18 protein-coding genes are annotated in these 26,005 nt (G+C 32.6%); 8 read left to right on the top strand and 10 right to left on the bottom strand.

The genetic code is table 11. From position 1 onward, the window contains the following. Positions 1-104 precede the first annotated feature (104 nt). From ACYEKI_RS13550 to ACYEKI_RS13540, 3 genes are all read right to left on the bottom strand, one after another. A complete protein-coding gene (locus ACYEKI_RS13550; RefSeq protein WP_459211737.1) occupies positions 105-4,175 on the bottom strand; it encodes a T9SS type B sorting domain-containing protein in 4,071 nt (1,356 codons plus the stop codon). A gap of 180 nt (positions 4,176-4,355) precedes the next feature. Next, positions 4,356-8,474, bottom strand: coding sequence for a T9SS type B sorting domain-containing protein (locus ACYEKI_RS13545; RefSeq protein ID WP_459211736.1), 4,119 nt, complete (start codon positions 8,472-8,474; stop codon positions 4,356-4,358). A 215-nt stretch (positions 8,475-8,689) separates the two neighbouring features. Next, positions 8,690-12,769 carry a T9SS type B sorting domain-containing protein gene (locus tag ACYEKI_RS13540; protein ID WP_459211735.1) on the bottom strand — a complete coding sequence of 1,360 codons (4,080 nt, stop codon included), beginning with the start codon at positions 12,767-12,769 and terminating at the stop codon, positions 8,690-8,692. Between the two features lie 180 nt (positions 12,770-12,949). On the opposite strand from ACYEKI_RS13540, the gene ACYEKI_RS13535 reads away from it, so the two are divergent. From ACYEKI_RS13535 to ACYEKI_RS13520, 4 genes are read left to right on the top strand one after another with little or no spacing between them, the layout of a single operon-like run. Next, a complete protein-coding gene (locus tag ACYEKI_RS13535; protein ID WP_459211734.1) occupies positions 12,950-13,828 on the top strand; it encodes a PPK2 family polyphosphate kinase in 879 nt (292 codons plus the stop codon). Next, the gene (locus ACYEKI_RS13530; protein WP_459211733.1) at positions 13,825-15,204 is read left to right on the top strand and encodes a M20/M25/M40 family metallo-hydrolase; all 1,380 of its coding nucleotides are present in this window, start codon (positions 13,825-13,827) and stop codon (positions 15,202-15,204) included. The genes ACYEKI_RS13535 and ACYEKI_RS13530 overlap by 4 nt, the downstream gene beginning before the upstream one ends. 1 nt (position 15,205) lies before the next feature. Further along, positions 15,206-15,583, top strand: coding sequence for a VOC family protein (locus tag ACYEKI_RS13525; RefSeq protein WP_459211732.1), 378 nt, complete (start codon positions 15,206-15,208; stop codon positions 15,581-15,583). A 7-nt stretch (positions 15,584-15,590) separates the two neighbouring features. Next, positions 15,591-16,055, top strand: coding sequence for a MarR family winged helix-turn-helix transcriptional regulator (locus ACYEKI_RS13520; RefSeq protein WP_459211731.1), 465 nt, complete (start codon positions 15,591-15,593; stop codon positions 16,053-16,055). 8 nt (positions 16,056-16,063) lie between these two features. Here the strand turns inward: ACYEKI_RS13520 and ACYEKI_RS13515 are convergent, their stop codons facing one another. Further along, positions 16,064-16,555, bottom strand: a complete 492-nt coding sequence (locus tag ACYEKI_RS13515) for a hypothetical protein (RefSeq protein ID WP_459211730.1) — start codon at positions 16,553-16,555, stop codon at positions 16,064-16,066. 75 nt (positions 16,556-16,630) lie between these two features. Here ACYEKI_RS13515 and ACYEKI_RS13510 point away from each other — a divergent pair, with 75 nt between their 5' ends. Continuing rightward, positions 16,631-17,443, top strand: a complete 813-nt coding sequence (locus ACYEKI_RS13510; protein ID WP_459211729.1) for a hypothetical protein — start codon at positions 16,631-16,633, stop codon at positions 17,441-17,443. 53 nt (positions 17,444-17,496) lie between these two features. On the opposite strand, the gene ACYEKI_RS13505 is transcribed toward ACYEKI_RS13510, so the two are convergent. Continuing rightward, entirely contained in the window at positions 17,497-18,564 is a 1,068-nt protein-coding gene (locus ACYEKI_RS13505) for a branched-chain amino acid aminotransferase (RefSeq protein WP_459211728.1), read from the bottom strand. A 296-nt stretch (positions 18,565-18,860) separates the two neighbouring features. Between ACYEKI_RS13505 and ACYEKI_RS13500 the strand changes: the two genes are divergently transcribed. The 3 genes from ACYEKI_RS13500 (at position 18,861) to ACYEKI_RS13490 (ending at position 21,157) form a co-directional block, all read left to right on the top strand. Further along, positions 18,861-19,388, top strand: a complete 528-nt coding sequence (locus tag ACYEKI_RS13500) for a DUF4920 domain-containing protein (RefSeq protein ID WP_459211727.1) — start codon at positions 18,861-18,863, stop codon at positions 19,386-19,388. Positions 19,389-19,458: 70 nt separating this feature from the next. Beyond that, positions 19,459-20,133, top strand: coding sequence for a tRNA (5-methylaminomethyl-2-thiouridine)(34)-methyltransferase MnmD (gene mnmD / locus ACYEKI_RS13495; protein WP_459211726.1), 675 nt, complete (start codon positions 19,459-19,461; stop codon positions 20,131-20,133). A 109-nt stretch (positions 20,134-20,242) separates the two neighbouring features. Beyond that, a complete protein-coding gene (locus tag ACYEKI_RS13490; protein ID WP_459211725.1) occupies positions 20,243-21,157 on the top strand; it encodes a TIGR01777 family oxidoreductase in 915 nt (304 codons plus the stop codon). Positions 21,158-21,285: 128 nt separating this feature from the next. Here ACYEKI_RS13490 and ric read toward each other — a convergent pair whose 3' ends face one another. The 5 genes from ric to ACYEKI_RS13465 form a co-directional block, all read right to left on the bottom strand. After that, entirely contained in the window at positions 21,286-22,023 is a 738-nt protein-coding gene (gene ric / locus ACYEKI_RS13485) for an iron-sulfur cluster repair di-iron protein (RefSeq protein ID WP_459211724.1), read from the bottom strand. Positions 22,024-22,083: 60 nt separating this feature from the next. Then, the gene (gene dsrP, locus ACYEKI_RS13480) at positions 22,084-23,307 is read right to left on the bottom strand and encodes a sulfate reduction electron transfer complex DsrMKJOP subunit DsrP (RefSeq protein WP_459211723.1); all 1,224 of its coding nucleotides are present in this window, start codon (positions 23,305-23,307) and stop codon (positions 22,084-22,086) included. 196 nt (positions 23,308-23,503) lie between these two features. Then, positions 23,504-24,589, bottom strand: coding sequence for a 4Fe-4S dicluster domain-containing protein (locus tag ACYEKI_RS13475; protein ID WP_459211722.1), 1,086 nt, complete (start codon positions 24,587-24,589; stop codon positions 23,504-23,506). A 43-nt stretch (positions 24,590-24,632) separates the two neighbouring features. Continuing rightward, positions 24,633-25,265 (bottom strand): cytochrome c3 family protein, encoded by a 633-nt coding sequence (locus tag ACYEKI_RS13470; protein ID WP_459211721.1) that lies wholly within the window; start codon positions 25,263-25,265, stop codon positions 24,633-24,635. Next, entirely contained in the window at positions 25,255-25,947 is a 693-nt protein-coding gene (locus tag ACYEKI_RS13465; RefSeq protein ID WP_459211720.1) for a multiheme c-type cytochrome, read from the bottom strand. The genes ACYEKI_RS13470 and ACYEKI_RS13465 overlap by 11 nt, the downstream gene beginning before the upstream one ends. Positions 25,948-26,005: the final 58 nt, after the last annotated feature.

Here is a 26,005-nt window from a genome sequence, read left to right as displayed (position 1 = left end):
GTACGGATGTTATAATAAAAATCTAACTTATTTTAAATTGGGATTTCGATTTGAAGAATGATTGTGTTTAGTATATAGTATGAATATTTAAATAATGCTATTTTTTATCGTTTTAATGAAAAATGCCCTTTAATAGTTTGTCCGTTGATACGTTCCACTTTAAACCAATAATCTGTAGCAGGCATTTGTTTTCCATTATAAGTACCATCCCAACCAATATCAGCTTGCGTGAAATTAGTTAGTAATTTTCCGTAACGATCAAAGATATATATGATATTTTCTGGTTCTCTATCAGGGTTAAGGATTTGCCACACTTCATTAAATCCATCTCCATTAGGGGTAAAGAATTGTGGGTATCCTAAAGCATAAAATTCTTTAGATAAAATTACACATTGTCCTTTATCTCTAACAAAAGCAGTATAATCTCCAGGCTCTACGTTAGTAAATACATTGCTTTCTTGAAAAGAAAAACCATCTATAGAGTATTCAAAATCTCCACCACCTTCTGCTATTATTTTGATAGTATTTTGTGATCCTGGTCTAAAATCAACAACAATCACATCTATAGTTTGTGGCACAACTGATGCAGTTACCATAAACGTTTTGGTCGTTGTACAGTTTACCGAATTGTAATTTGCTGTTACTGTTACGCTGTATTCTCCTGGAGCAGTGATATCGATATGTTCTGTAGTTTCACCAGTAGACCATTCATAGCTATCATAGCCAGCATCAGCAATAACGGTTAAGGTTTCTCCAGGGCAAATAAATACTTCATCTGCAATAGTTAATACTGGAGATGCTCTTTTTAAGATATTAAAAGACGTGGTTTGATAACAAGCAGTATTACCTATATTCTCTATACGTGCAAAGACTGTAGTGGTACTTTCTGATGTTTCATGGTTTAACTCTAATTCATTTGTTCTAGTATCTGCATCTGTTTGTGAGTTATAGAAACTGATATCAAATTGTGACGCATCTTGTGTTCCTAAAATCTCTGGGAGACTAAAACTTAAATCATAATTAATAATATCTGCATTAGCATCGCATAATTCTAAATCGGTTACTGTTCCTGCTGTAGGAATTTCAAATACATTTAAAACAAAACTATCAGTAGCAAAACATGCGGTATTAGTATTACTTTCTATACGAATAAAAATTTCTTCTCCGTCTTGTTGACTCGTATAGTTTTCTGGCGTAGTGATAGCATTGGCATCATTAATAGCATCATCACTTGAAGTATGATAAGTTATAGTTACCGCTGTAGTTGATTGATTACCTAATATGTCATCATTATTTTCTGTTAAATCAAAAGCAGCTACTCCCATAGTTCCACAATTATCCAATGCTAAAGAAGTCGAAGCAATTATTGGAGTAGGAGAAACCGTTAAACTAAAAGAAGATTGATTAAAACAATCAACATCATTGATAGGGTGTATTCTTACAAAGATTTGTTCTTGAGCTTGTGTATTTTGATAATTAGAAGGTAGTGAATTAGTATTACTATCTAAATCAGTTTGAGAAGCAAAATATAAAACTTGGTAAACTGTAGGGTCTTGACCATCTAAGGCTTCACTATCTTTAGATGATAGATCAAAAGTAATAGTTCCATCATTATTATCATCACAAATAGTAATATCAGTCAAAGAACCTATAGATGGGCTATTGTTAACAATTAGCGTTAATGTAGCATTGATATAACAATCAGTGTTTAGGTTGTTTTCAATACGATAAACAATTTGTTCTCTGGTGTTTGTAGTAGAAAAAGCATCAGGAAGCGGGTTTTGATCAGTGTGAGCATCATTTTCATTAGCGTGATAAGTGACAGTAAAGTCAGCGGGATTTTGAGAACCTAGAATTTCAGGAACATAATCAGAAAGATCGATAGTTACAGTATTATTAACAGTAGGATCTTTACACACAATGACATCTTGAGGATGTACCGAGAAAGGAGAATAACTAACACCAATTATGAACGAAGTTTGTTCAACGCAGTTAGGATTAGAAGTATTCTCAATTTTAGCAAATATTTGTTGTTGTAGTTGTGTATTTTGATATACTGTAGGTAGTGGGTTCGTGTTGTTATCTAGATCATTTTGCGAAGCAAAGAGCGTTACAGAAAAAACATTAGGATCTTGCCCATTCAAAATATCTCTGATAGTCACTGTGAAATCAAAAGATTCCACCCCATCATTGGTATTATCATCACAAACTATAATATCATTAGGTGTGGTAATCGTAGGCGCTTGAGAAACAATAAGATTAAAACTAGTAGTATCAAACTGAGTAGGGTCACTAACAGCTTCTAATCGTACAAAGACAGGAAGCGGCATAGAAGTATCAGTATATGGATATGGAGATGTTAAAGGATTAACATTAGTATCAGCATCATCTTGCGATAAATGATAAGAAATATTAAAATCAGCAGGATTTTGTCCATCAAGAACTTCATCATTTTTAGAATCTAGATCAAAAGTAACAGTATTAGGAGCTAAACTACAGATGGAAAAATCAGAAACAGTTCCGATAGAAGAACTACTTGTTACTTCGACTTGAAAAGAACCAGTTTGAAAACAGGTAGTATCGTTACGATTATGAATACGACTAAAAATAGTTTGAGGATTAGACGTATTGGTAAAAGGAGATGAGATAGCATTGGTATTATTATCAGCATCATCTTGAGTTAAAAAATAGAATACTTCAAAATCAGATGAAGCTTGCCCATTTAGGATTTCAGTATCTCTAGAAGTTAAATCAAAATCAGCAACACCATCAAAAGGCACATCTTCGATTTGATAATTAGCTACAGTGTAATGGATAGGAGTTTGATAGATGATAACTTCAATTTCTTCGTTAGTAGAAGTTCCTCCTGTAGTTATGGTCGCTATTACATTATAGGTACCTGGGTTAGTATACGTATGAGCAGGATTCATTTCTGTAGACGTATTTCCATCTCCAAAATTCCATAATATGCTATCTATCGTTCCTGTAGGATTTACAGTGAATTGAGTAGGTTGTCCAGAGCAAAAACCATCAGCAATTAAGGTATTTAAAAAGAAAGATTGGATAAAGGTAGGTAATCCCAATTCAGATAAACCAGGATCTAATAAGATAGCATCACACCTATATGTAGGATTATTGACATTAGGATTTTCAATTATTCCTAAGTAATTATAACCTATTATAGATGTAGCGTCAAATTGAGCTACATAAATATTTCCATCAGGGCCTAATTGGAGACCTCCTAAAAAAACATTAGAGCAAGAAGCAGGTAAGTCAATTTCTAATCTAGAACTGTTAATTGTAGTAGCATTATTGGAGCTTATATCATATCTGAAAAATTTCGTAAGGGTACTTTGACTAACCGATAGATAAACATATTTTGAATTGCTAGAAAATTCAGCACCATAAGGAGAGAAGTTGTTAAAACCAGAGAGATTAATGGGATTACTTAATATACCGGTTGTAGCATCAAAATCAAATAATTCTGCTCTTCTAAATAAAGAAGAGATTATTTTTTTTCCATTAGGAGAAGCTTTTAAATAACCAGAGTCATCTCTACCTCCTTGAGATTCAAATGTATGTCCTACAGAAGAAATAATAGCTGTAGTGTTAATTCCAGTATTGGTCACTAAATAACTAGTATAATTATTATTTCTTTTTTCATGAGCAATAATCCAGATATCAGTATCATTAGCATGTTTAACTGCAGTGACTTTCTCTGAAGTTGAACTTTGTAATAATTGATTTTTAGTAGTAACAGCTCCTAAACCACCATTTAAGGACATGTCTATAAGATTATAGCGAATTCCATTATTTCCAGACCAATCATCTACAGTAATTAAATAATATAAATTATCATTTTCAGGATAAGGAATAATAATTCCGGATTGAGTACTAGAAGGATCTCCTAACAAGCCAGTACCATTTTGCATGATTTGATTATTACGATTCCAAACTGTAATTCCATCAGAGTAAAAGAGCAAATTACCGCTTTCATCTGAAATTGTACAGACTCCTTCTCTTGTAGAAACTTGAGAACCAGAAAGAACTTGAGGAGCACCATTATTAAAGGTAATTGCAGCGCCATCTCCAAAATACCAGTTATTAGCTTCGCCTTGAGAAAAAGCAAAAAACGAATAGCACAAAAATAATAATGAGAGTGTGTGTTTAAACATGGGGGTTAGTGTTTTACTTGTGTTAAATTAAGGGATTGCAAATATAATATTAATTCCTTGGTAAAAGACTAACAGGATTAGTAGTGAGTAAATGAGAGGTTTAGTATGTGATTTATCCCAATAAAAACGTCATTATATTCAAAATTAAATATAATGACGTTTTTATTGGGATATCTATTTTTATCGTTTTAGTGTAAAATGTCCTTTAATAGTTTGTCCGTTGATACGTTCTACTTTAAACCAATAATCTGTCGAAGGCATTTGTTTTCCATTATAAGTTCCATTCCAACCAATATCAGCTTGCGTGAAATTAGTCAGTAATTTTCCGTAACGATCAAAGATATAGATTTTATTTTCTGGCTCCCTATCTGGGTTAAGGATTTGCCACACTTCATTAAATCCATCTCCGTTAGGGGTAAAGAATAGCGGATAACCCAAGACATAGAATTCTTTTGATAATATTATACATTGTCCTTTGTCTCTAACAAAAGCAGTATAATCTCCGGGTTTTACATTGGTAAATACATTACTTTCTTGAAAAGAAAAACCATCTATAGAATACTCAAAATCTCCACTACCTTCTGCTATAATTTTGATAGTGTTTTGTGATGCAGGTTTAAAGTCAACTACAATTACATCTATAGATTGTGGTACAACAGATGCTGTTACCATAAAAGTTTTTGTCGTTGTACAATTCATCGTATTGTAATTCGAGGTTACTGTTACACTGTACTCTCCTGGAGTAGTTATATCGATACTTTCTGTAGTTTCGCCAGTAGACCATTCATAGTTATCATATCCAGCATCGGCAGTAACGGTTAAGGTTTCTCCAGGGCAAATAAACACCTCATCTGCGATAGTTAGTACTGGAGATGCTCTTTTTAAGATGTTAAACGAGGTGGTTTGATAACAAGAAGAATTTCCAATGTTTTCTATTCTGGCAAAGATAGTAGTAGAAGTCTGTGATGTTTCTTGATTTAAATCTAATTCATTTGTTCTTGCATCTGCATCTGTTTGTGAGTTGTAGAAACTAATATCAAATAGAGCAGCATCTTGTGTTTCTAAAATTTCAGGAAAACTAAAACTTAAATCATAGTTAATCACATCTGCATTAGTATCGCATAATTCTAAATCTGTTACTGTTCCTGCTGTGGGAATTTCAAACACATTTAAAACAAAACTATCAGTAGCAAAACATGCGGTATTAGTATTACTTTCTATACGAATAAAAATTTCTTCTCCGTCTTGTTGACTCGTATAGTTTTCTGGCGTAGTGATAGCATTGGCATCATTAATAGCATCATCACTTGAAGTATGATAGGTTATAGTTACTGCTATAGTTGATTGATTACCTAATATGTCATCATCATTTTCAGTTAAATTAAAAGTAGCTACTCCCATTGTCCCACAGTTATCCAATGCCAAAGAAGTCGAAGCTATTATTGGAGTAGGAGAAACTGTTAAATTAAAAGAAGATTGATTAAAACAATTAACATCATTGATAGGGTGTATTCTTACAAATATTTGCTCTTGAGCTTGTGTGTTTTGGTAATCAGAAGGTAGTGCGTTAGCATTATTATCTAAATCGGTTTGAGAAGCAAAATATAAAACTTGATAAACTGTAGGATCTTGACCACCTAATGCTTCACTATCTTTAGAAGATAGATCAAAAGTAACAGTACCATCATTATTATCATCACAAACAGTAACATCAGTCAAAGTACCTATAGATGGACTATTGTTAACAATTAGCGTTAATGTAGCATTGATATAGCAATCTGTATTTAAATTATTTTCAATACGGTAAACAATTTGTTCTCTGGTGTTTGTGGTGGAAAAAGCATCCGGAAGTGGATTTTGATCGGCATCAGCATCATTTTCATTAGCGTGATAAGTGACAGTGAAATCAGCAGGGTTTTGAGCACCTAGAATTTCAAGAACATAATCAGAAAGATCGATAGTTACAGTATTATTAACAGTTGGATCTTTACAGACAATAACATCTTGAGGATTTACCGAGAAAGGAGAGTAACTAACACCAATCATGAACGAAGTTTGTTCAACGCAGTTAGGATTAGAAGTATTCTCAATTTTAGCAAATATTTGTTGTTGTGGTTGCGTATTTTGATATACAGTAGGTAGTGGGGTAGCGTTGTTATCTAGGTCATTTTGCGAAGCAAAGAGCGTCACAGAAAAAACATTAGGATCTTGTCCATTCAAAATATCACTAATGGTAGTTGTAAAATCGAAAGATTCCACTCCATCATTGGTATTGTCATCACAAACTATAATATCGTTAGGTGTGGTAACTGTAGGCGCTTGAGAAACAATAAGATTAAAGCTAGTGGTGTCAAACTGAGTAGGATCACTAACAGCTTCTAATCGTGCAAAGATAGGAAGCGGCATAGAAGTATCAGTATATGGATAAGGAGATGTTAAAGGATTAACATTAGTATCAGCATCATCCTGAGATAAATGATAAGAGATATTAAAATCGGCAGGATTTTGTCCATCAAGAGCTTCATCATTCTTAGAATCCAGATCAAAAGTAGCAGTATTAGGAGTTAAGTTACAGATGGAAAAATCAGAAACAGTTCCTATAGAAGAGCTACTTATTACTTCTATTTGAAAAGAACCAGTTTGAAAACAGGTAGTATCGTTAAGATTATGAATACGACTAAAAATAGTTTGAGGATTAGACGTATTAGTAAAAGGAGATGAGATAGGATTGGTATTATTATCAGCATCATCTTGAGTTAAAAAATAGAATACCTCAAAATCAGATGAAGCTTGTCCGTTTAGGATTTCAGTATCTCTAGAAGTTAAATCAAAATCAGCAATACCATCAAAAGGAATCTCTTCGATTTCATAAGTAGCTACAGTATTATGGATAGGAGTTTGATTAATGGTAACCTCAATTTCTTCGTCTATAGGTGATCCTCCTAATGTTACTGTTGCTATCACATTATAGGTGCCTGGATTAGTATACGTATGAGATGGATTCATTTCTGTGGACGTATTTCCATCTCCAAAATCCCATAATATACTATCTATCGTTCCTGTAGGATTTATAGTAAATTGTGTTGGTTCTCCAGAACAAAAACCTTCAGCTTCTAAAGCACTACTAAAAAAAGATTGTACAAAAGTGGGTAGTCCTGCACGAGAGATTCCACCATTTAAAAAAACTCCTTGGCAATCAAATGTTGGTGTTGAAGTGTTAGGGTTTGTAATTATTCCTAAGTATTCATACATAAATAAATTTTCTAGCCCTTGAGCTACATAAATATTACCATCAGGTGCTAATTGTAATGCTGCAAAACTTAAATCATCTTCACAAGAAGATATACTAGTTAATTCAATTCTTGATGCTTCTATTGTAGTCGCATTTCCTGAAGAAATATCATACCTATATAGGTAACCGCTACCTCCGGACCTTATTTCTGAGATATATAGATATCTTGAATTAGGAGAGAATTCAATTCCGTATGGATAATATCCACTTCCATTAACTTCAGGTATAGTAATTAAGTTACTTAGTTCTCCTGTAGTAGCATTAAAATCATAAATTTCTACAGCATCATCTATAGTATTTCCAATTTTAGTACCATTTGGAGATACTTTTAAATAACCTACAGCATTATTGTTATCTGTACTTCCGGCACTATTATTAGTTCCTATACCTGTTGTACTTCCTATTGAAGAAATAACAGGTGTTGTGTCAACTCCACTATCGTTTACCAAATATGCTGTAAAATTATTATTTCCTCTTTCGTGAGCTAACACCCAGAAATCTTTAGTGTTAGTATGTTGTACTGCTGTGACTTTTTCTGTTGATTGTTGATGTAATAAGGTGTTTTTTATAGCAACATTACCTAAACCTCCATTAGCAGTCATGTCTATAGTACTATATCTTAATCCATTAGTTCCACTCCAAGCATCTACTGTAAAAAGGTAATAGATTTCATAACGAATATGTTCATTAAACCTTGGATGAGGGATTACGATACTTGATTGTGTACTAGAAGAATCTCCAAATAAACCTGTTCCATTAGACATTATATTATGATTACGATCCCATACAGTAGATCCATCAGAATATAAATGTAAGTTTCCATCTTTGTCAGAAATAGTACAAACTCCTTCTAAAGTATCAACTTCCCCATCTGTAAGAACTTGTACAGTTCCTCCATTGAAATTAAGCCCTGCATTACTTCCAAAATACCAAATATTGGCTTCGCCCTGTCCAAAGCTAAAGTAGTGTGATAGTAGTAAGAGAAAAATTAGTGTGCGTTTAAGCATTATAAGTTTAATTTTATTATTGGTCAAGCCGACAAAATATGATGCGTTTTTCTTTAAAGCAATAAAGCAGATCACACTTGAGGATGTAATCTGCTTTATTATGGCTATTATAATAAAGAATTAATCTTTTTTAATTATTGAGTTAATGTTTAAGTGGTTGGTTTTTATGGGGATATGTTCAGTGTGTTATGAGTGTGTTTAAATGATATTATTTTTTATCGCTTTAGCGAAAAATGACCTGTTGCAGTTTTTCCATTCTTATGTTTCATTTTAAACCAATAATCTGTGGCAGGCATTTGTCTACCATTATAGGTTCCATCCCAACCCGTATCTTTTGAAGTAAAATGAGTTAATAATCTTCCATAACGATCAAAGATATATACGGTATTTTCAGAATCATTATTTGAATTAAGAATTTGCCAATATTCGTTAAACCCATCTCCGTTAGGCGTAAAAAATGAAGAATATCCTGAAATAGAAATTTCTTGAGACAAAGTGAGACATTGCCCTTGATTTCTAACAAAAATAGTATAATTCCCAGGAGGAATATTAGTAAAAATATTACTTTCTTGAAACGTAATTCCGTCAAGAGAATATTCGTAGGCTTCATCTTCTTGAATAACAACTTCAATGGAATTTCTTGAGTCGGCCATAAAGTCAGTTGTAATTATGTCTATAATTTGTGGAGTTGTCGAATGTTGAACAACAAAAGTTTTAGTGGTAGCACAGGATATAGTGTTATGCATTTCGGTTACAGTAATACTAAATTCTCCAGGAGTAGTGATGTCAATACTTTCTGTGGTTTCTCCTGTAGACCATTCGTAACTATCATATCCATTATCGGCTGTAACGGTTAGTGTTTCTCCTGCACAAATAAAAAAAGTATCTGCTAAGGTTAATATTGGAGGTGTTTTTGTTAAGATGTTAAACGAAGTAGTTTGATAACAAGAAGAATTTCCAATGTTTTCTATTCTGGCAAAGATAGTAGTAGAAGCCTGTGATGCTTCTTGATCCAAATCTAATTCATTTGATCTATTATCAGCATCAGCTTGTGAATTATAGAAACTTACATCAAATAGAGCAGCATCTTGTGTTCCTATGATTTCAGAGAGACTAAATCCTAAGTCATAATTAACTGTTCCAGTACCACATAATTCTAAATCAGTTACTGTTCCTGCTGTAGGTGCTTCAAATACATTTAAAATAAAACTATCTGTGGTAAAACATGTCGTATTAGTATTACTTTCTATACGAATAAAAATCTCTTCTCCATCTTGCTGACTAATATAATTCTCTGAAGTAGTGATAGCATTGATATTATTCATGGCATCATTACTAGAATTATGGTAGGTAATGGTTACGTCTGTAGTTGACTGATTACCTAATATGTCATCATCATTTTCTGTTAAATTAAAAGTAGCTATTCCCGCAGTTCCACAATTATCTAATGCTAGAGGAGTCGAAGCAATTATTGGAGTAGGGGAAACCGTTAAATTAAAAGAAGATTGATTAAAGCAATTAATTTCATTAATAGGATGTATTCTAACAAAGATTTGCTCTTGAGCTTGGGTATTTTGATAGTTTAGAGAGAGTGAGTTAGTATTATTTTCTAAATCATTTTGAGTTGCATAATATAAAACTTCAAAAAGAGAAGGATCTCGACCAGCCAATACTTCAGTGTTTTTTGAAGATAGATCAAAAGAAATGATACCATCATTATTATTATTATTATCACAAAGTGTAATATCTGTAAGAGTACCTATAGTTGGGCTATTATTAACAATTAGCGTTAATGTCGCATTGATATAGCATTCAGTATTTAAATTGTTTTCAATACGGTAAATAATTTGTTCCCTGTTGTTTGTTGTAGAAAAAGTATCAGGAAGCGGATTTTGATCAGCATGAGCATCATTTTCATTAGTGTGATAGGTGACAGTAAAATCAGCAGGATTTTGAGCACCTAGAATTTCAAGAACATAATCAGAAAGATCAACAGTTACCGTGTTGTTAACCACTGGATTTTTGCAAACAATAACATTTTGAGGATGTACAGAAAAAGGAGAATAACTAACGCCAATCATAAAAGAAGTTTGTGCTGTACAATTAGGATTGGAGGTATTCTCAATTTTAGCAAATATTTGTTGTTGCGGTTGTGTATTTTGATAAATAGTAGGTAAAGGGTTAGTATTGTTATCTAAATCATTTTGCGAAGCAAAGAGCGAAACCGAAAAAACATTAGGATCTTGTCCATTTAAAATAGTTCTGATAGCAGTTGTAAAATCAAAAGATTCTATCCCATCATTGGTATTGTCATCACAAACTATAATATCAATAGGTGTGGTAATAGTAGGAGATAAGAACGTAATCAAATCAAAACTAGTAGTATCAAAAACAGTGGGTGTACCAATCATTTCTAATCTTGTATAAATAGTTTGCGGATTAGAAGTATTTGTAAAAGGAGAAGAAAGAGGATTAGTGCCATTAATAGCATCATTATGGGTAGCATAATAAGTAACTAGATGATCGGCAGAATTATGTCCATTCAGTGCTTCTATATCTTTTGTTCTTAAATCAAAAACATCTAAACCATTACTGTTTGAACTACATTGAATAAAATCTGAAATCACACCTATTCTAGAACCTTCAACAACTTCGAGTTGAAAACTTTTTACATCATAGCATAGAGGTACTAAATTATTATGAATACGACTATAGATAGTTTGAGGATTAGAAATATTAGTATAAGGAGAAGATATAGGATTGATATTATTTTCAGCATCATTTTGGGTTAAATGATAACTAATATCAAAAAGAGTATTAGATTGATTTCCTAATATTTCAGTGTTCTTTAACGAAAGGTCAAAGTTGGTAATGCCATCAAAAGGGATTTCGGGAATAACAAAGTCTGTAGCGATATTATTAGATGGCGATTGATGAATAGTAACATCCATAGTATGCTCAACTATAGCACTTCCAGCTGTAATAGTGATCTGTACAGGATAGGTACCTGCATTTGAAAAAGTATGCATGGGATTTTCTTCGGTAGAAGTAGAACCATCAGCAAAATCCCATACTATAGAATCTACAGGACCAGCAGGTAGTAACGTGAAATTTGTAGGATGGTCAGAACAAAAACCTTCAACAGTAAACGTATCTCTAAAAAAATCGGAATAAAAATTAGGCAGCCCTTCTATAGAACCACCAGTGGCAAAAGAAATTACATTACAATTATAACTAGGAGTTGTAGTATTGGAGTTTTCTATAACACCTAATTGATCATGACTATTTCGACTTCTTAATGATTGTGCAACATAGATATTTCTATCAGGAGCTAATTGTAATGCTGCTTTAACAAGAGTAGCACAAGAAGAAGCATCTATTTCTGATCTAGAATTAATAATGACTAATTCATTATTAGAACTAATATCAAATTGATATAGTACAGAAGTACCAACTGTACTATTGATTTCTGTTGCATATAGATAATTAGAATTACTAGAAAAAGCGATACCATAAGCTATCGAATTGTTATCTATATTAGAGATTTCTATAGGAGAACTTAATATTCCGGTTTCATTATCAAAATCCAAAAGTTCTACTTTATCAGATAAAGCAACGGCTATTTTCTCTCCATTAGGAGAGGCTTTCATATATCCCATGCTATCAGTAGTTCCTACTCCAGAGAAAAAACTTCCTACATTAGAAAATATAGGAGAAGTATTTAATCCACTAGGAGTAATCAAATAGCTTCGATATCGATTAGATCCTCTCTCATGAGTAATAATCCAGATGTCCCTACCATTGGCATGTTGAATAGCAGCGATTTTTTCTGAAGGAAAAGAATCAAGTAGTCTATTTTTTGTAGAGGTAATTCCTCCTAAACCATTATCTAATCTCATATCTATAAGGTTATAACTTAAGGGAGCATTGAGAAATCTAGAACTAATAGTAAATAAATAATACAAATTTTCATTTTCTGGATAAGGAACTATAAGAGCAGATTGTGTCGTAAAAGATTGTCCGTTTAAGTTATTTCCATTTTGCATTACTTGGTGATTTTGATTCCAAGCAACTTCACCATTGGAATAAAAGAGTAAGTTACCATCACTATCAGATATAGATGAAGATCCTTCAAGAGAATATAATTGACTATTAGGTAAAGTAGTAGAAAAACTATTACCATTAAAAGCAATTCCAGCATGATCTCCAAAATACCAATTATTGGCTTCTCCTTGAGCATAAGATTTATAAGAATAAAGTAATAATAGAATAAAAGCGATTGTGTGTTTAACCATGGGGGGTATTTGTGTTAAAAAAAAGCAAATATAATGTTAATATAATATTAAGAGTTTGTTCGGAGATAATGTTAAAACCTAACTAATCTTTAAAAAAGTGTTGCAGAATATTTTATTAGCATATTTTTAGAATCGCTAGGGGATTAGTATCTTACCAAAGAATGAGTTAATATCAATGATATGAAAACAATCCAACATGAAGATTTTAAGGTAGATAGTGCTATTAAATTAGAAGTATTACCTACTCATATTGATTTAGAAGCTGATAAAGAAACTATCGAAGATGAATTAAAAGAAGTCAGAAAGAAACTGGGTAAATTTCAAGATAAACTTTATGCACATGGTAAATATGGAGTGTTGATCTGTTTACAAGGAATTGATACAGCAGGAAAAGATAGTTTAATTAGAGAAGTCTTTAAAGATTTTAATACAAGAGGGATTGTAGTTCACAGTTTTAAAGTTCCTACATCATTAGAATTAGGACATGACTATTTATGGAGGCACTATATAGCATTGCCACAACGAGGTAAATTTTCAGTATTTAATAGAACACATTACGAGAATGTATTAGTAACAAGAGTACATCCAGAATATATTTTGGGAGAAAACCTGCCTAATGTTAATAATGTGGCAGATATAGATGATGCATTTTGGGAACAACGATTTGAACAGATTCGTAATTTTGAAAAGCATATAGCTCAAAATGGAACATTGATTTATAAGTTTTACTTACATTTATCAAAAGACGAACAAAAAAATAGACTGTTAAGACGATTAGAGAAAGAAGAAAAGAATTGGAAATTTTCTCCAGGAGATTTAAAAGAACGAAAGTTTTGGGATAAATATCAAGAATATTATGAAGATGCAATAAATGAAACATCAACCCCAGAAGCACCTTGGTATGTGATTCCAGCAGATGATAAACCAACAGCAAGGTATATCGTAGCAAAAACTATTTATGATACTTTAAAAGAATACAAAGACATTAAAGAACCAGAATTAGCACCAGAGATAAAAGCAAATATTGAACTATATAAAAAAGCCTTAGAAAACGAATGAAAAAGATTTTAACAGCATTATGTATACTCTTAACTATAGGAGGAAATGCTCAGCAAGAAGAAGATAAAGCAATTCTTGAAAAAATATATAAAAATGCACTAGTTAACGGAAAATCATACGAATGGTTAGATTATTTATCTAATCAAATTGGAGGGCGATTATCAGGATCACTTAATGCACAAAAAGCTGTAGAATGGGGAGAGAAAGAATTAAAAGCATTAGGCTTAGATCGTGTATGGTTACAACCTGTAATGGTGCCTAAATGGACTCGAGGAGTTACCGAAATCGCTTATATAGAAACAGAGCCAGGTAAGACAACTAGTTTTCCTATCTGTGCTTTGGGAGGATCTGTACCTACACCTATAGGTGGCTTAAAAGCTGAAATTATTGAGGTGAAAGGTTTAGAAGAATTGGCAACTTTAGGAAAAGAGAAGATAGCAGGGAAAGTAGTTTTTTATAATCGACCTATGCAAGCAGATCTTATTCAAACTTTTGAAGCATATGGAGGTTGCGTAGATCAACGTTATGCTGGAGCTGCCGAAGCTGGTAAATATGGAGCAGTAGGAGTAATAGTGAGATCAATGAATCTTAGATTAGATGACTACCCACATACGGGTTCTATGAGTTATGGTGATTTAAAAGATACTCAAAAAATTCCCGCAGCAGCAATTAGTACTAATGGAGCAGAGTTATTAAGTACGTTATTAGCATTGAACAAAAAGGCTAAGTTTCACTTAAATATGAATTGTAGAACATGGAAAGATGTACAATCCTATAATGTAATAGGTGAAATTAAAGGGAGCGAATATCCTAACGAATATATGGTTGTAGGTGGACATCTTGACTCATGGGATTTAGGTGATGGTTCACATGATGATGGAGCAGGAATAGTACAATCTATGGAAGTATTAAGATTGTTTAAAGAAATAGGATATAAGCCTAAACGCAGTATACGCGTAGTAATGTTTATGAACGAAGAAAATGGTTTAAGAGGTGGTAAAAAATATGCAAAAGTAGCTAAGCAAAAAGGAGAAAATCACGTTTTTGCTTTAGAAAGTGATGCAGGAGGATTTACGCCTAGAGGATTTTCTTTTGATTGTAATGATGCTACCTTTACGCAAGTAGAAAGCTGGAAACCTTTATTCGAACCGTATTTAATTCATTATTTTGCTAAAGGTGGAAGTGGAGCAGATATAGGACCGTTAAAAAAAGAAGGAATAACTTTAGCAGGATTACGACCTGACTCACAACGCTATTTTGATTATCACCATGCAAAGAATGATACTTTTGATGCAGTTAATAAAAGAGAGTTAGAGCTAGGAGCAGCTACTATGACAAGTTTGATGTATTTATTTGATAAATACGGAACAAAATAAGATGGAAACCCGATTGTTACAAATACATCCTGTATTACCTGTTGAGGATATTTATAAAACAATAACATTTTATGAAGAGAAATTAGGCTTTAAAAAAGTCTTTGAATCAACACAATACGAAGCAGGAGAAATGAATTATGCTGTAGTAGCACTACAAGAAATACAAGTTCATTTTCAGGTTTTTGAGACAATTAAAGATATAAAAATGCCTCAATTTAGAGTTCAGGTGATTCAAATTGAAGCTATTTATGAACTATATAAAACAAAAGGTGTTTTGCAATGGAATGCGGCACTTATTCAAACTCCTTGGGGAACTAAGGAGTTTGCTTTTTATGATTGTAACCAAGTAGGATGGACTTTCTTCGAAAACAATAAATAAAGCAATAATGGGAATAAAATTAGAAGAAGCATTAAAAACTACTTTTCAAGGAGAGAAATATAAAGGATTACTCAATGTAATGTATACGGCCAATTGGGTTAAAACATTACACGATGATACTTTTCAACAGTATCATATCACGGTATCTCAATTTAATATTCTTAGAATTCTTAATGGAGCATCTAAGAATGGAGAACAATTGACGATGAATCAAGTAAAAATGCGAATGATTGATAAGACACCTAATACAACAAGATTAGTTAAATCTTTATTAAGCAAAGCATATGTTAAACGTAAACAGAGTGAAGATGATCGTAGAGTTGTTTATGTAGACATAACTCCTCTAGGAGTAAAACTTGTAGAAGAAATGACAGTTAAGCTAGAAAATACAATAGCTACTGTTACAACACTTAATCAAGAGGAATATAAACAACTTAACAAACTATTAGATAAACTAAGACCTAATGAATAATACCCGATTTAAATAGGCAATATAGTTTGATCTTTGATTATATAACCATGTTGTAATAAACGTTCTTCCCATTTAAGTTTAGTACCAATATAAGATGCACGATCAAACAGATTGCGATCTTCACAAAAGGTTGTAGTTTTTGCAAAAACAGGAACTCTAGGATCATCTGGGGCTAACATTAACTCTTTTCTATGTAATACAGGCGGATTTTTTCTTGATTGATAATCAATATATTTAAAAGAAGAGTTTTTAAGATTTACAATAGTAGCTTCTAATAAACAAGGGAATAAAACACTATCAAAATTTTCATAATTTAATAACGAGACAGTAGTTAAATCTTTAGCTATTTTAACAAGATTCCAATCATCAAGAGTAGTAATGTCTATTGCTTTTTTTAAAGTTTTCTTTTGATCATCATTGAGATAAGAAATAGCCGATCGATGGATATAATGCATATTTCCTAATTTTCGCCCAACAATTTTACGAGAGTACTTTTTCATGTCAAAAAATAAATTACTTAAAAGATGAGGCAAAATAAAGAATAAATATTTATTTTACGTGTAAAATAAATTAAAATGAGCTATACTTTTAATCCAGAAAAAATAGCAGCTTACTTAAAAGGAATCAAAGCTAATATTACCAAAGTATATAAATGGACAGCAAACATCGAAGGGCTAGTACGTTTAAAAGTAATTACAATTGAAGAATTCTATGAATTAAATCAGCAAACATTATACGATAAAGAAGTAGCTATAAAATTTAAGATAGAAGAAAAATTGAATGAGTATTTCAAAACAGATCTTAAACAATTTGAAGCTTTATCTATGTGGATTATACAAGAGTGGGGCGGAATTAAAGGAGCAAAACCACATACAACCATGCCCAGAATTTATGAGTTTATCAAATCAGAAAAACCTAAATATGAGGCTTTACCTAGTGTATCAAAAGTAGGGATGTTTATGTTTTTGCAAAAGAACATAATATACGATACTAGAGTTATATATGCCCTTAATTGGATCTTATTATCTCAAGAAGCAGGAAGTCATTTTTTTCCGCTTCCAGGAGGGCGTAATAGTAGAATGAATGCTTTTGATATGGAAGTACTCATACGTATAGCGCACTCAAATCAGTATAAACCAGAGAAACGATCAGATCTTAATAAACGAAATTATATAGCAACAATAGATCAAGCTTTTTTTGTAAAAGAAGAAGATGCTTATGCAGAAGCTATTCAATTGATAAAAGCAGTAAATGAATTATTATGGGAAGGAGAGAAAGCTAAATACCCTTTTTACACAGAAATGCTATTGTTTTCGAGTGCAGATATAGAAATCTTTCATGATATAACAAATACACTACAATTGTCTTTTAAAAGTAGAAAAGAGTAACGGTATAAAAAATCCCTAGTAAACTAATTAGCTAGGGATTTTTTTATATGCTGTTATAATTTATAACGCCATCCAAAAGGATCTTCGTTTTTATTATATTGAATTTCCATTAAGGCATTTTTAAGACGAGTAGCATAAGAATCTTCTTGTTTATCGATAGTATAATGCTCCCCTTGATGGCCTAATCCACCAATAGGGCTTACCACAGCAGCTGTACCAGCTCCAAAAGCTTCTTTTAAACTACCATCTTTGGCAGCAGCTATAATCTCGGCTACTTTGATAGGTCTAACCTCTACAGCAATACCTAAATGCTCTGCCAATTGAATTAAGCTTTTTCTAGTAATACCATCAAGGATACGATCACTTACAGGAGCAGTCAATAAAGTATCATTAACTCTAAAGAAAACATTCATAGTACCAGCTTCTTCCATATATTCGTGAGTACTAGCATCTGTCCATATGATTTGTTGGTATCCATCTTTTTTAGCAAGATTAGTAGGATAGAATTGACCAGCATAATTTCCAGCAGCCTTAGCATATCCCGTACCACCATTTGCCGAACGACTAAACTTTTCTGCAACTAATACATTAACATCTCCACTGTAATAAGCAGCAGCAGGTGAACAAATCACCATAAAACGATATGAGTTAGCTTCAGACGCTTGAACACCAGTTTCTGTAGCAATTACAAAAGGGCGGATATATAGAGAATTTCCAAATCCTGGCTGAATCCATTCTTTTTCAAGCTCTAATAAAGCATGAAGCCCATCCATAAAAAATCCTTCAGGTAAAGCAGGCATAGCCAAACGCTCTGAAGATTTATTTAAACGATGAAAGTTTTCGTCAGGTCTAAACAAGAAAATTTCACCTTGATCATCTTTATACGCTTTCATTCCTTCAAAGACGGCTTGCCCATAGTGAAAAACCCGAGTAGAAGGATCTAATGTAAGAGGTCCATAAGGAACAACCTCTGGGTTTTTCCATTTTCCATCTTCATAATCACAAATAAGCATGTGATCAGTAAATAATTTACCGAAGTTTATATTTTCAAAATCAACCTGTCCAATCTTTGAGTTCTCCGCCTTTGTGATTTTGATAGCAGTCTGAAGTGTTTTCTTCATCCGTATATGTTATTTAATAGGTGAAACATAACAATTCAAAATAATTGCTAATCTATAAGAAGTATCATTAGTAGCTTTTTTTGAATTGCAGTGCAAAAATACCGAATTAGATTAAAATAAAAATCTTAAAAATGCTTAATTTTGAGAAAATTAAAGGACTATTGTTTTTTTAGCTTATACCTCTATATAATAAGCCTTTTATTAGACTAAGAAAAGTAATAAAAGTCTGTTAAAATGTTATGAGGTTTATCGTGTAGATCCCCAGAAAATACCAAACTAATAATAAACAACAAATCATGAAGAAAACTTTATTATGCGTCATAGCAATAGCGACGTTATTGAGTTGTAATACTAAAAAGGAAACCCCAAAAGAAGTTAAAGAAGAGGTAAAAGAAGAAGTAGTAATAAAAAAGGAAACAAAAGAAATAAAAAATGCTTTTGGAGAACCGATAACAGCGACATCTTTTTTGGATAAAAATGCCATTGCAGAAAAATACAATACACTTAAAGCTGGAGATACATTATCTATTGCATTTGAAAGTACTGTAAATAGTGTTTGTCAAGCAAAAGGATGTTGGATGAAACTTGCATTAGAAGACGATAAGCACGTAATGGTTAAGTTTAAAGATTACGGCTTTTTTGTGCCTAAAGATATAGCAGATAAGAATGTAGTTGTACAAGGAAAAGCTTATGTTTCTGAAATGTCTGTAGATGAACAAAAACACTTTGCAAAAGATGCAGGAAAAAGTGAAGAAGAAATTGCAGCTATTACAGCACCTAAGCGTACATATTCATTTATGGCAGAAGGAGTATTAGTCAAGTAACATTGACAAAGAGATAAGATATAAAAGCATAACTATTCTAGAATGGTTATGCTTTTTTTAAATTAGCACTATGAAGAGAGAAATAATAACAACAGGAGATGGATCAACAACAATTCACTTACCAGAATGGGAGGAACAATACCATTCAAAACACGGTGCAATTAATGAAGCAAAGCATGTCTTTATTGAAACAGGGCTCTATCCGTTATTAGAAAAACATTCTTTAGAAAAAGTAAAGATTTTAGAGATAGGTTTTGGTACAGGTTTAAATGCATTAATCACAGCATTAGAAAATCAGAAATTGCAAAAAGAGATGCAATATGTAGGTATAGAAGCTTATCCTGTAACGGTAGCAGAAGCTTTAAAAATGAATTATGCAGATGAACTAAAGCAAGAAGAGGCAGAAGAAGTATTTAAAGAATTACATCAAATACCATGGGAAGAAGCTAAACCAATAACACCTACATTTACATTAACCAAGCGAAAACAACTATTTGAAGAAATACAAGATCAAAATGAATACGATTTGATTTATTTTGATGCTTTTGGAGCAAGAGTACAACCAGAGCTTTGGACAGTTGCTATTTTTGAAATTATGTACAAGGCATTAAAACAAGAAGGAATATTAGTGACTTACTCCGCTAAGGGAAGTGTGAGAAGAGCAATGCAAGAAGTTGGTTTTGAGGTGGAACGATTACCAGGGCCTCCGGGGAAAAGAGAAATGTTAAGAGCAACAAAAAAATAAGAGCCTAGAATATTAAAAAAGTATAAAGGAGTGTTAAACCTATAATAAAGAGGTTGTGAATTTGTATTATAGATAATTACCTTTGTAGCATAAAACAATAAAGAACTAGGTGAAAGTTTTAATCACAGGAGGAACAGGATTAATAGGAAGAGAGATTGTATCCTTATGTCATAAAGAGGATATAGTTGTTAATTACTTAACAACAAGCAAAGAGAAGATTAAAAATGAATCTAACTATAAAGGATTTTATTGGAATCCTCAAAAAGGAGAGATTGATAAAGAAGCTTTAAAAGATGTTGAGGTAATAATTAATTTAGCAGGAGCAACTATCGCTAAGCGATGGACAAGAAGCTATAGACAAGAAATACTAGAAAGTAGAGTACAAGCTTTAGCAACACTTTATAAAGGACTTAAAGAAACAAAACACCAAGTAAGACAGCTGATTTCTGCAAGTGCTGTAGGTATTTATAAAGATTCTTTTCAGAATTATTGCGAAGAAAAAGATACGATTTATGGAGATGATTTTTTAAGCGAAGTTGTTCAACAATGGGAACAAAGTGCATTTGAGTTTAAAACTATAGGAATAGAAGTAGCCATACTACGTATTGGTTTAGTATTATCTCCTAACGGAGGAGTATTACCTACCATTGTAAAACCAATAAAATATGGATTAGGGGCTATTTTTGGAACAGGAAAACAATGGCAAAGTTGGATACATATTAAAGATTTAGCAAAAATGTTTATGTATGTATTACACGAAGAACTTGAAGGCGTATATAATGCAGTAGCACCCAATCCAGTATCAAATAAAAAAATGACACAACTTATAGCAGAATACTATAAAAAACAGTTGTGGCTACCTAATATTCCTAAAAATACAATGCGATTACTTTTAGGAAAAATGCATATACTGCTATTCTCAAGTCAGCGTGTATGTAGTGAAAAAATACAAGAAAGAGGGTTTAATTATACATTTGAAAACCTAAAACCAGCATTAATAGACTTATTAAAAGAAGAGCAATAGAATAAATAATCATATATAAAAAGCTTCCGATTTTTATCAGAAGCTTTTATGGGAAAAAATGAACCATAGTATAACTATGGAAAGCGAATCAATATATGATAAAACATCAATAGAATTGGTTAGTTTATTTAATAAACCAAATTCAATGAATGTTCTTGATCAATAGCTTTAGGAAAAAGAATATTATTCTCTAGATGAATATGCTTATGCAAATCCTTTTCAAACTCACTTAGCATTGCATAAGTAACACGATAGGTGGTACAAGCATCTACTGGAGGTGTAAATTGATTTGATAAAGCTGCAATTTTTCTAAAACGTTCCCCTTCATTATCATGTTCATGTTGCATCATTCTAATAGGATTTTCTACTGTACCAAAATGAGGTAACGGAATCTCTGTTTGTTCTGTTATAGCTTGATGCATAGCCCTAACAAAAGGAAATAAAATCATTTCCTCTTTTTGCATATGTTGCATTAGTTCATTTGCAGCCTGAATAAACAAATTATTAATTTGAAATAACTCAGGATGACGCTCTCCATGTACCTTACATAATTTATTGAGATACTGTAATAATACAGGGATTGTTTCTTCTACATAAGAGTGATGCTCGTTAAGAATATGATCTATTAAAACTACAGGAGACCAATCTTTATAAGGTTCTTCTTGTTCATCATAAGAAGTGGAATTTACAACACTTTTTAGACGAAAAATTAATTCTTCTATAGGGACGTTTTGAGTAGTACAAGCATCAAATAATGTACGTTGACCTTTGCAACAAAAATCAATATTATAAGAAGAGAATATAGCAGCTGTTTTATAATTTAAAGCTACAATATCTCCAATTTTATGAGTTGGAAGTATGTCCATAAATATACGATTATGAAGCTTGAACCTCTAACGCCAAAGTCCAAGCTTGGGTTAGAAAATCTACTTTTGTTTTTTATAACGTAAAGCCCCGATTTCGATTTGTATAGCTGTTTTTGATAGAATGGTAAAGATAAAAGCGCCCAAAGCCCAAATACCTAGAGTAACTCCGATTTCAATACCAGAAGGAGTATATTCTGAAATTTTACCATAAGAACCAGGAATAAAACCAGGTACGATTAATCCAAAACCTTTTTCGATCCAGATGGCAAGAAATAGAATAGTACAGGCAAAGAACAGTACTCTAAAATTATTTCTAAGCTTATGAAATGTAAGTAATAATGTAGCGATAACATTCATAGAAATGGCAGTCCAAATCCATGGAAGTAATGCCTTCTTCTCACCTAAACCAAAGAATAAATAATAAGCACTTTCACTATGATGTGTAGGAGCATAAAACTCTTTAAACAATTCAGACACTAACATGATAAGATTAATTTGAGCAGCAACAGTAACTACCAAACTGATCTTTTTGATTGTTTTATCTTCGATTGAGAATGGAGTATAAGCACGAATTACTGCCAAAACTAAGATGATAAGTGCTGGTCCAGCTGCAAAAGCAGAAGCTAAGAAGCGAGGACCTAATAAAGCGTTGTTCCAGAATGGACGCGACTGTAAACCTTGATATAAAAATGCAGTAACTAAATGAATTCCTACAGCCCAAAAAACAGACAATAAAGCTCCAGGAATATACACGCTAGATTTAGCTTCTTTTCCTTGATAATGGCGAAATAAAATGTAAAAAGGAATACTAATATTGATAAACAAATAACCATTAAGAGCAATAACATCCCAAGTTAACATAGAATCAGGAAAGTTAAAAACCCCAATAACAGGAATCATGTGCCATAATACAGAAGGCCCTCCCATATCGGCTATTACAAAAGCAAGACACATAACCAAGGCAGCAACAGCTAAACCTTCACCAATTAAAACGGCGCGTTTAAAATCAATATCTTTTAAAACATAAGTAGGCATTACTAGAATTACAGCTGCAGCAGCAACTCCTACCAAAAACGTAAAATTAGAAATATACAATCCCCAACTTACACTATCATTCATCCCTGTAGCACTAAGTCCTTGATCTAGTTGTATACCATAACAATACATCCCGACTAGCATAACAAAAGTCAAGAACCCCATCCATAGATGATATCCCTTAGACCCTCGAGTAATAGTATCTAAGCTATCTTTAATTAAATTTATAAAAACGAATAATCTCTTCATGAGTATATGATTTATAATGCACGGTAATCTTATTAGAACCGAACATATTCTTTATTTAGATAAAAATCTTTATAGGGCGTGTCCCTTCGGGTCAGGCTTTACACGGTATCTTTTTATAGCTAGAACGTAATAGACATCTAAATGAGTAGTAGATAATGATAGCTATAAAAAGGATGCTGTTGCAATCCTTCACGCATTAATCCATAAAATACCAGAACTTTGGTTCAGTACCCAAATCCTCTTTGAGTCTAAATACTTTTTTGTTCTCTAGAACCCATCTTATAGTACTATCTGGATCTAATAGATTACCAAAAATACGAGCACCTGTAGGGCAAGCTTCTACACAAGCTGGATTCTTACCTGCTCTTGAGCGTTGTACACAGAATGTACATTTTTCCATAACCCCTTTTTTGCGCATACGATTACCTAAGTAATGTTGGTTTTTGTTGATCTCTTCTTCAGGTACTTCAGGTTGAGACCAATTAAATCTACGACCGTCATAAGGACATGCAGCCATACAGTAACGACAACCTATACACCAGTCATAATCAATCACTACAAGACCATCATCTTCTTTCCATGTAGCTTTTACAGGGCAAACTTTGGTACAAGGAGGATTATCACAATGAAAACATTGTGTACCCATATAAAAATGTCCTTCAGCAGGAACTTCGTGATAGTAATTATCATCTGCCTCTCCAAAATTAAACCCATTACCTTCTTTCATTTCATGAATACGTATGTATTGCATTTGAGAATTACGGTCTTGGTTATTTTCTTCAACACAGGCATTGACGCAATCCATATATCCCTGACATTTAGAAATATTAAAGGCATAACCAAATAATACATTTTCCTCTGCATTTTTAGAAGACATATTAATCGTTTTACCAGTACGCAATTGATAAGAACGAACTAAGCGTTCAACTGTAGCTTGCTTTTCTTCGTCAGTCATCAATCGGTAATTACCTTTAAACTGTTCTTCCCAGTCAATTTGTGCTTTTTCTTTTGATTCATCACTAGAAATCACACTACAAGAAGTACTAACTGCTCCCGCACCAATCATTAAGCTAGCTGTCAGTTTTTTAAAAGCCGTACGGCGATCCATCGTTACATCAAAAACCTGTTCAAATCCATCTTTATTTTGTTCGTTATCAATAACCTCAGGTGTTTGTTGAGAAGCACATTGCCCAGAGGTATTACCACAACTACAAGAAGAGGATTGCTCTTTTTTTCGATTAGAAAGGTTGAGCGAAAACCATTTTTTATTATTGCTACTCATACTCATTTAGAATTATATTGTTGTTTCCTAATTTTTATAGGAATTAATCTCTTTCAATTTCTTTTTGGGTGTTATACCTCACAGGCCACTTAGATTTAATTTGTGGTTGATGTGGGTTATGGCAATTTACACAAGTAAGTGAAGCTCTAGGTGGAGCCCAACCTCCAATACGTTTTCCATGAGCACCGCCTTTCCAGTCTTTAAACTGTTGTGTATGACACTGACTACATAAATTATAACTGCGATTAAAATCAATAGCTTCACCAGTTAAACTTTTCAAATTATCCATATCAGCGCTATTATGACAAGTAACACAGTTCATCGTGTGAGCATTTGCATGCTTTAATTTGATATTCCAATGTGCTTTTTTATATTTTGTACTGTCCTGTAATTCGCCTAGGGGTTTAGCGTGACACTCTGTACAAGCATAAGAGGTAATTTGACTCTTACGCTCAGGAATTAAAAAAGTATGTTCACCTTCTGTGATTTCGATAGTATTAGGTTCGATATACGCTTCAGAGGATATAGAAGTACCGTTATATAAGGTACTTTTTGCTTCAATTTTATCTACGATATTATGGTATTCATCTTCATGATGAGATTTACAAGAAAAGAGTAAACTGATCAAAATTAAGCTACACCCTAATAACAATATGTATTTATATTTATTTATCATGATTTGTCTGTCTTAAAAATGAACCCGAAGCAATATTTTCTGTTGTAGCAGGTACGTGACATTGTCTACAGTTAACACGTTCAGGATGTGAAACTCTAATTTCTTTTGGTGCGCTAGGACCAGCATGGCAAGACAAGCAATTTTCTCTCATTTGAATTTGATGAGGAATTACTGGAGGACTCGTCAATAAAGCATTATTAATTCCAGCTTTAGGAGCTTTGATCTTATCAAAACTATTATCAACAAACAAACCTTGAGTTTGTTGAGGAACATGACATTGCCTACAGTTTACCATTTCTGGATGAGGAGTTACAGGTGCATTAGCATTAAACTTAACTACAAAACCACCATTTTGATGACATTGCAAACAAGCTTTTTCTCCCATATTGCGATCATCCTTTACAGGATGAGGAATACTAGGTGGAGCCCCAGGAAAAGCACGATTATCATAATACGTAGCTAGAGAGCGTTGATGCGTTTCATCTATAGGCATCTTAGTATAATCTAATGCAAACTCAGAGCGTTCAAAAACTCCTTGTTCAGATGGAATACGTGGTGTGGTACTCGTATGATTTAAAGGTATATATGCGTCCTCTAATCCTGTTTGATAACTGTAATTCCAGAGGGATATAAAACCTATAAAAAGGAGTATAAATAGTGATATAATACCTAATCTTTTCACGTGTTTATATTTTATTAGTTAACAATCGGCTTTTATAGAGATAAAAGCCGATTTATAA

Origin of the sequence: Aquimarina rhabdastrellae, from assembly GCA_947387485.1 — a bacterium.
Classification (GTDB): Bacteria; Bacteroidota; Bacteroidia; order Flavobacteriales; family Flavobacteriaceae; genus Aquimarina.
The sequence above is the reverse complement of the archived record's forward strand: the minus strand, read 5'-3'. Positions and strand labels throughout refer to the sequence as shown.

Coding starts and splice junctions, on each gene's coding strand:
- ACYEKI_RS13550 (WP_459211737.1), bottom strand. CDS start 4,175: ATGTTTAAACACACACTCTCATTATTATTTTTGTGCTATTCGTTTTTT.
- ACYEKI_RS13545 (WP_459211736.1), bottom strand. CDS start 8,474: ATGCTTAAACGCACACTAATTTTTCTCTTACTACTATCACACTACTTT.
- ACYEKI_RS13540 (WP_459211735.1), bottom strand. CDS start 12,769: ATGGTTAAACACACAATCGCTTTTATTCTATTATTACTTTATTCTTAT.
- ACYEKI_RS13535 (WP_459211734.1), top strand. CDS start 12,950: ATGAAAACAATCCAACATGAAGATTTTAAGGTAGATAGTGCTATTAAA.
- ACYEKI_RS13530 (WP_459211733.1), top strand. CDS start 13,825: ATGAAAAAGATTTTAACAGCATTATGTATACTCTTAACTATAGGAGGA.
- ACYEKI_RS13525 (WP_459211732.1), top strand. CDS start 15,206: ATGGAAACCCGATTGTTACAAATACATCCTGTATTACCTGTTGAGGAT.
- ACYEKI_RS13520 (WP_459211731.1), top strand. CDS start 15,591: ATGGGAATAAAATTAGAAGAAGCATTAAAAACTACTTTTCAAGGAGAG.
- ACYEKI_RS13515 (WP_459211730.1), bottom strand. CDS start 16,555: ATGAAAAAGTACTCTCGTAAAATTGTTGGGCGAAAATTAGGAAATATG.
- ACYEKI_RS13510 (WP_459211729.1), top strand. CDS start 16,631: ATGAGCTATACTTTTAATCCAGAAAAAATAGCAGCTTACTTAAAAGGA.
- ACYEKI_RS13505 (WP_459211728.1), bottom strand. CDS start 18,564: ATGAAGAAAACACTTCAGACTGCTATCAAAATCACAAAGGCGGAGAAC.
- ACYEKI_RS13500 (WP_459211727.1), top strand. CDS start 18,861: ATGAAGAAAACTTTATTATGCGTCATAGCAATAGCGACGTTATTGAGT.
- mnmD (WP_459211726.1), top strand. CDS start 19,459: ATGAAGAGAGAAATAATAACAACAGGAGATGGATCAACAACAATTCAC.
- ric (WP_459211724.1), bottom strand. CDS start 22,023: ATGGACATACTTCCAACTCATAAAATTGGAGATATTGTAGCTTTAAAT.
- dsrP (WP_459211723.1), bottom strand. CDS start 23,307: ATGAAGAGATTATTCGTTTTTATAAATTTAATTAAAGATAGCTTAGAT.
- ACYEKI_RS13475 (WP_459211722.1), bottom strand. CDS start 24,589: ATGAGTAGCAATAATAAAAAATGGTTTTCGCTCAACCTTTCTAATCGA.
- ACYEKI_RS13470 (WP_459211721.1), bottom strand. CDS start 25,265: ATGATAAATAAATATAAATACATATTGTTATTAGGGTGTAGCTTAATT.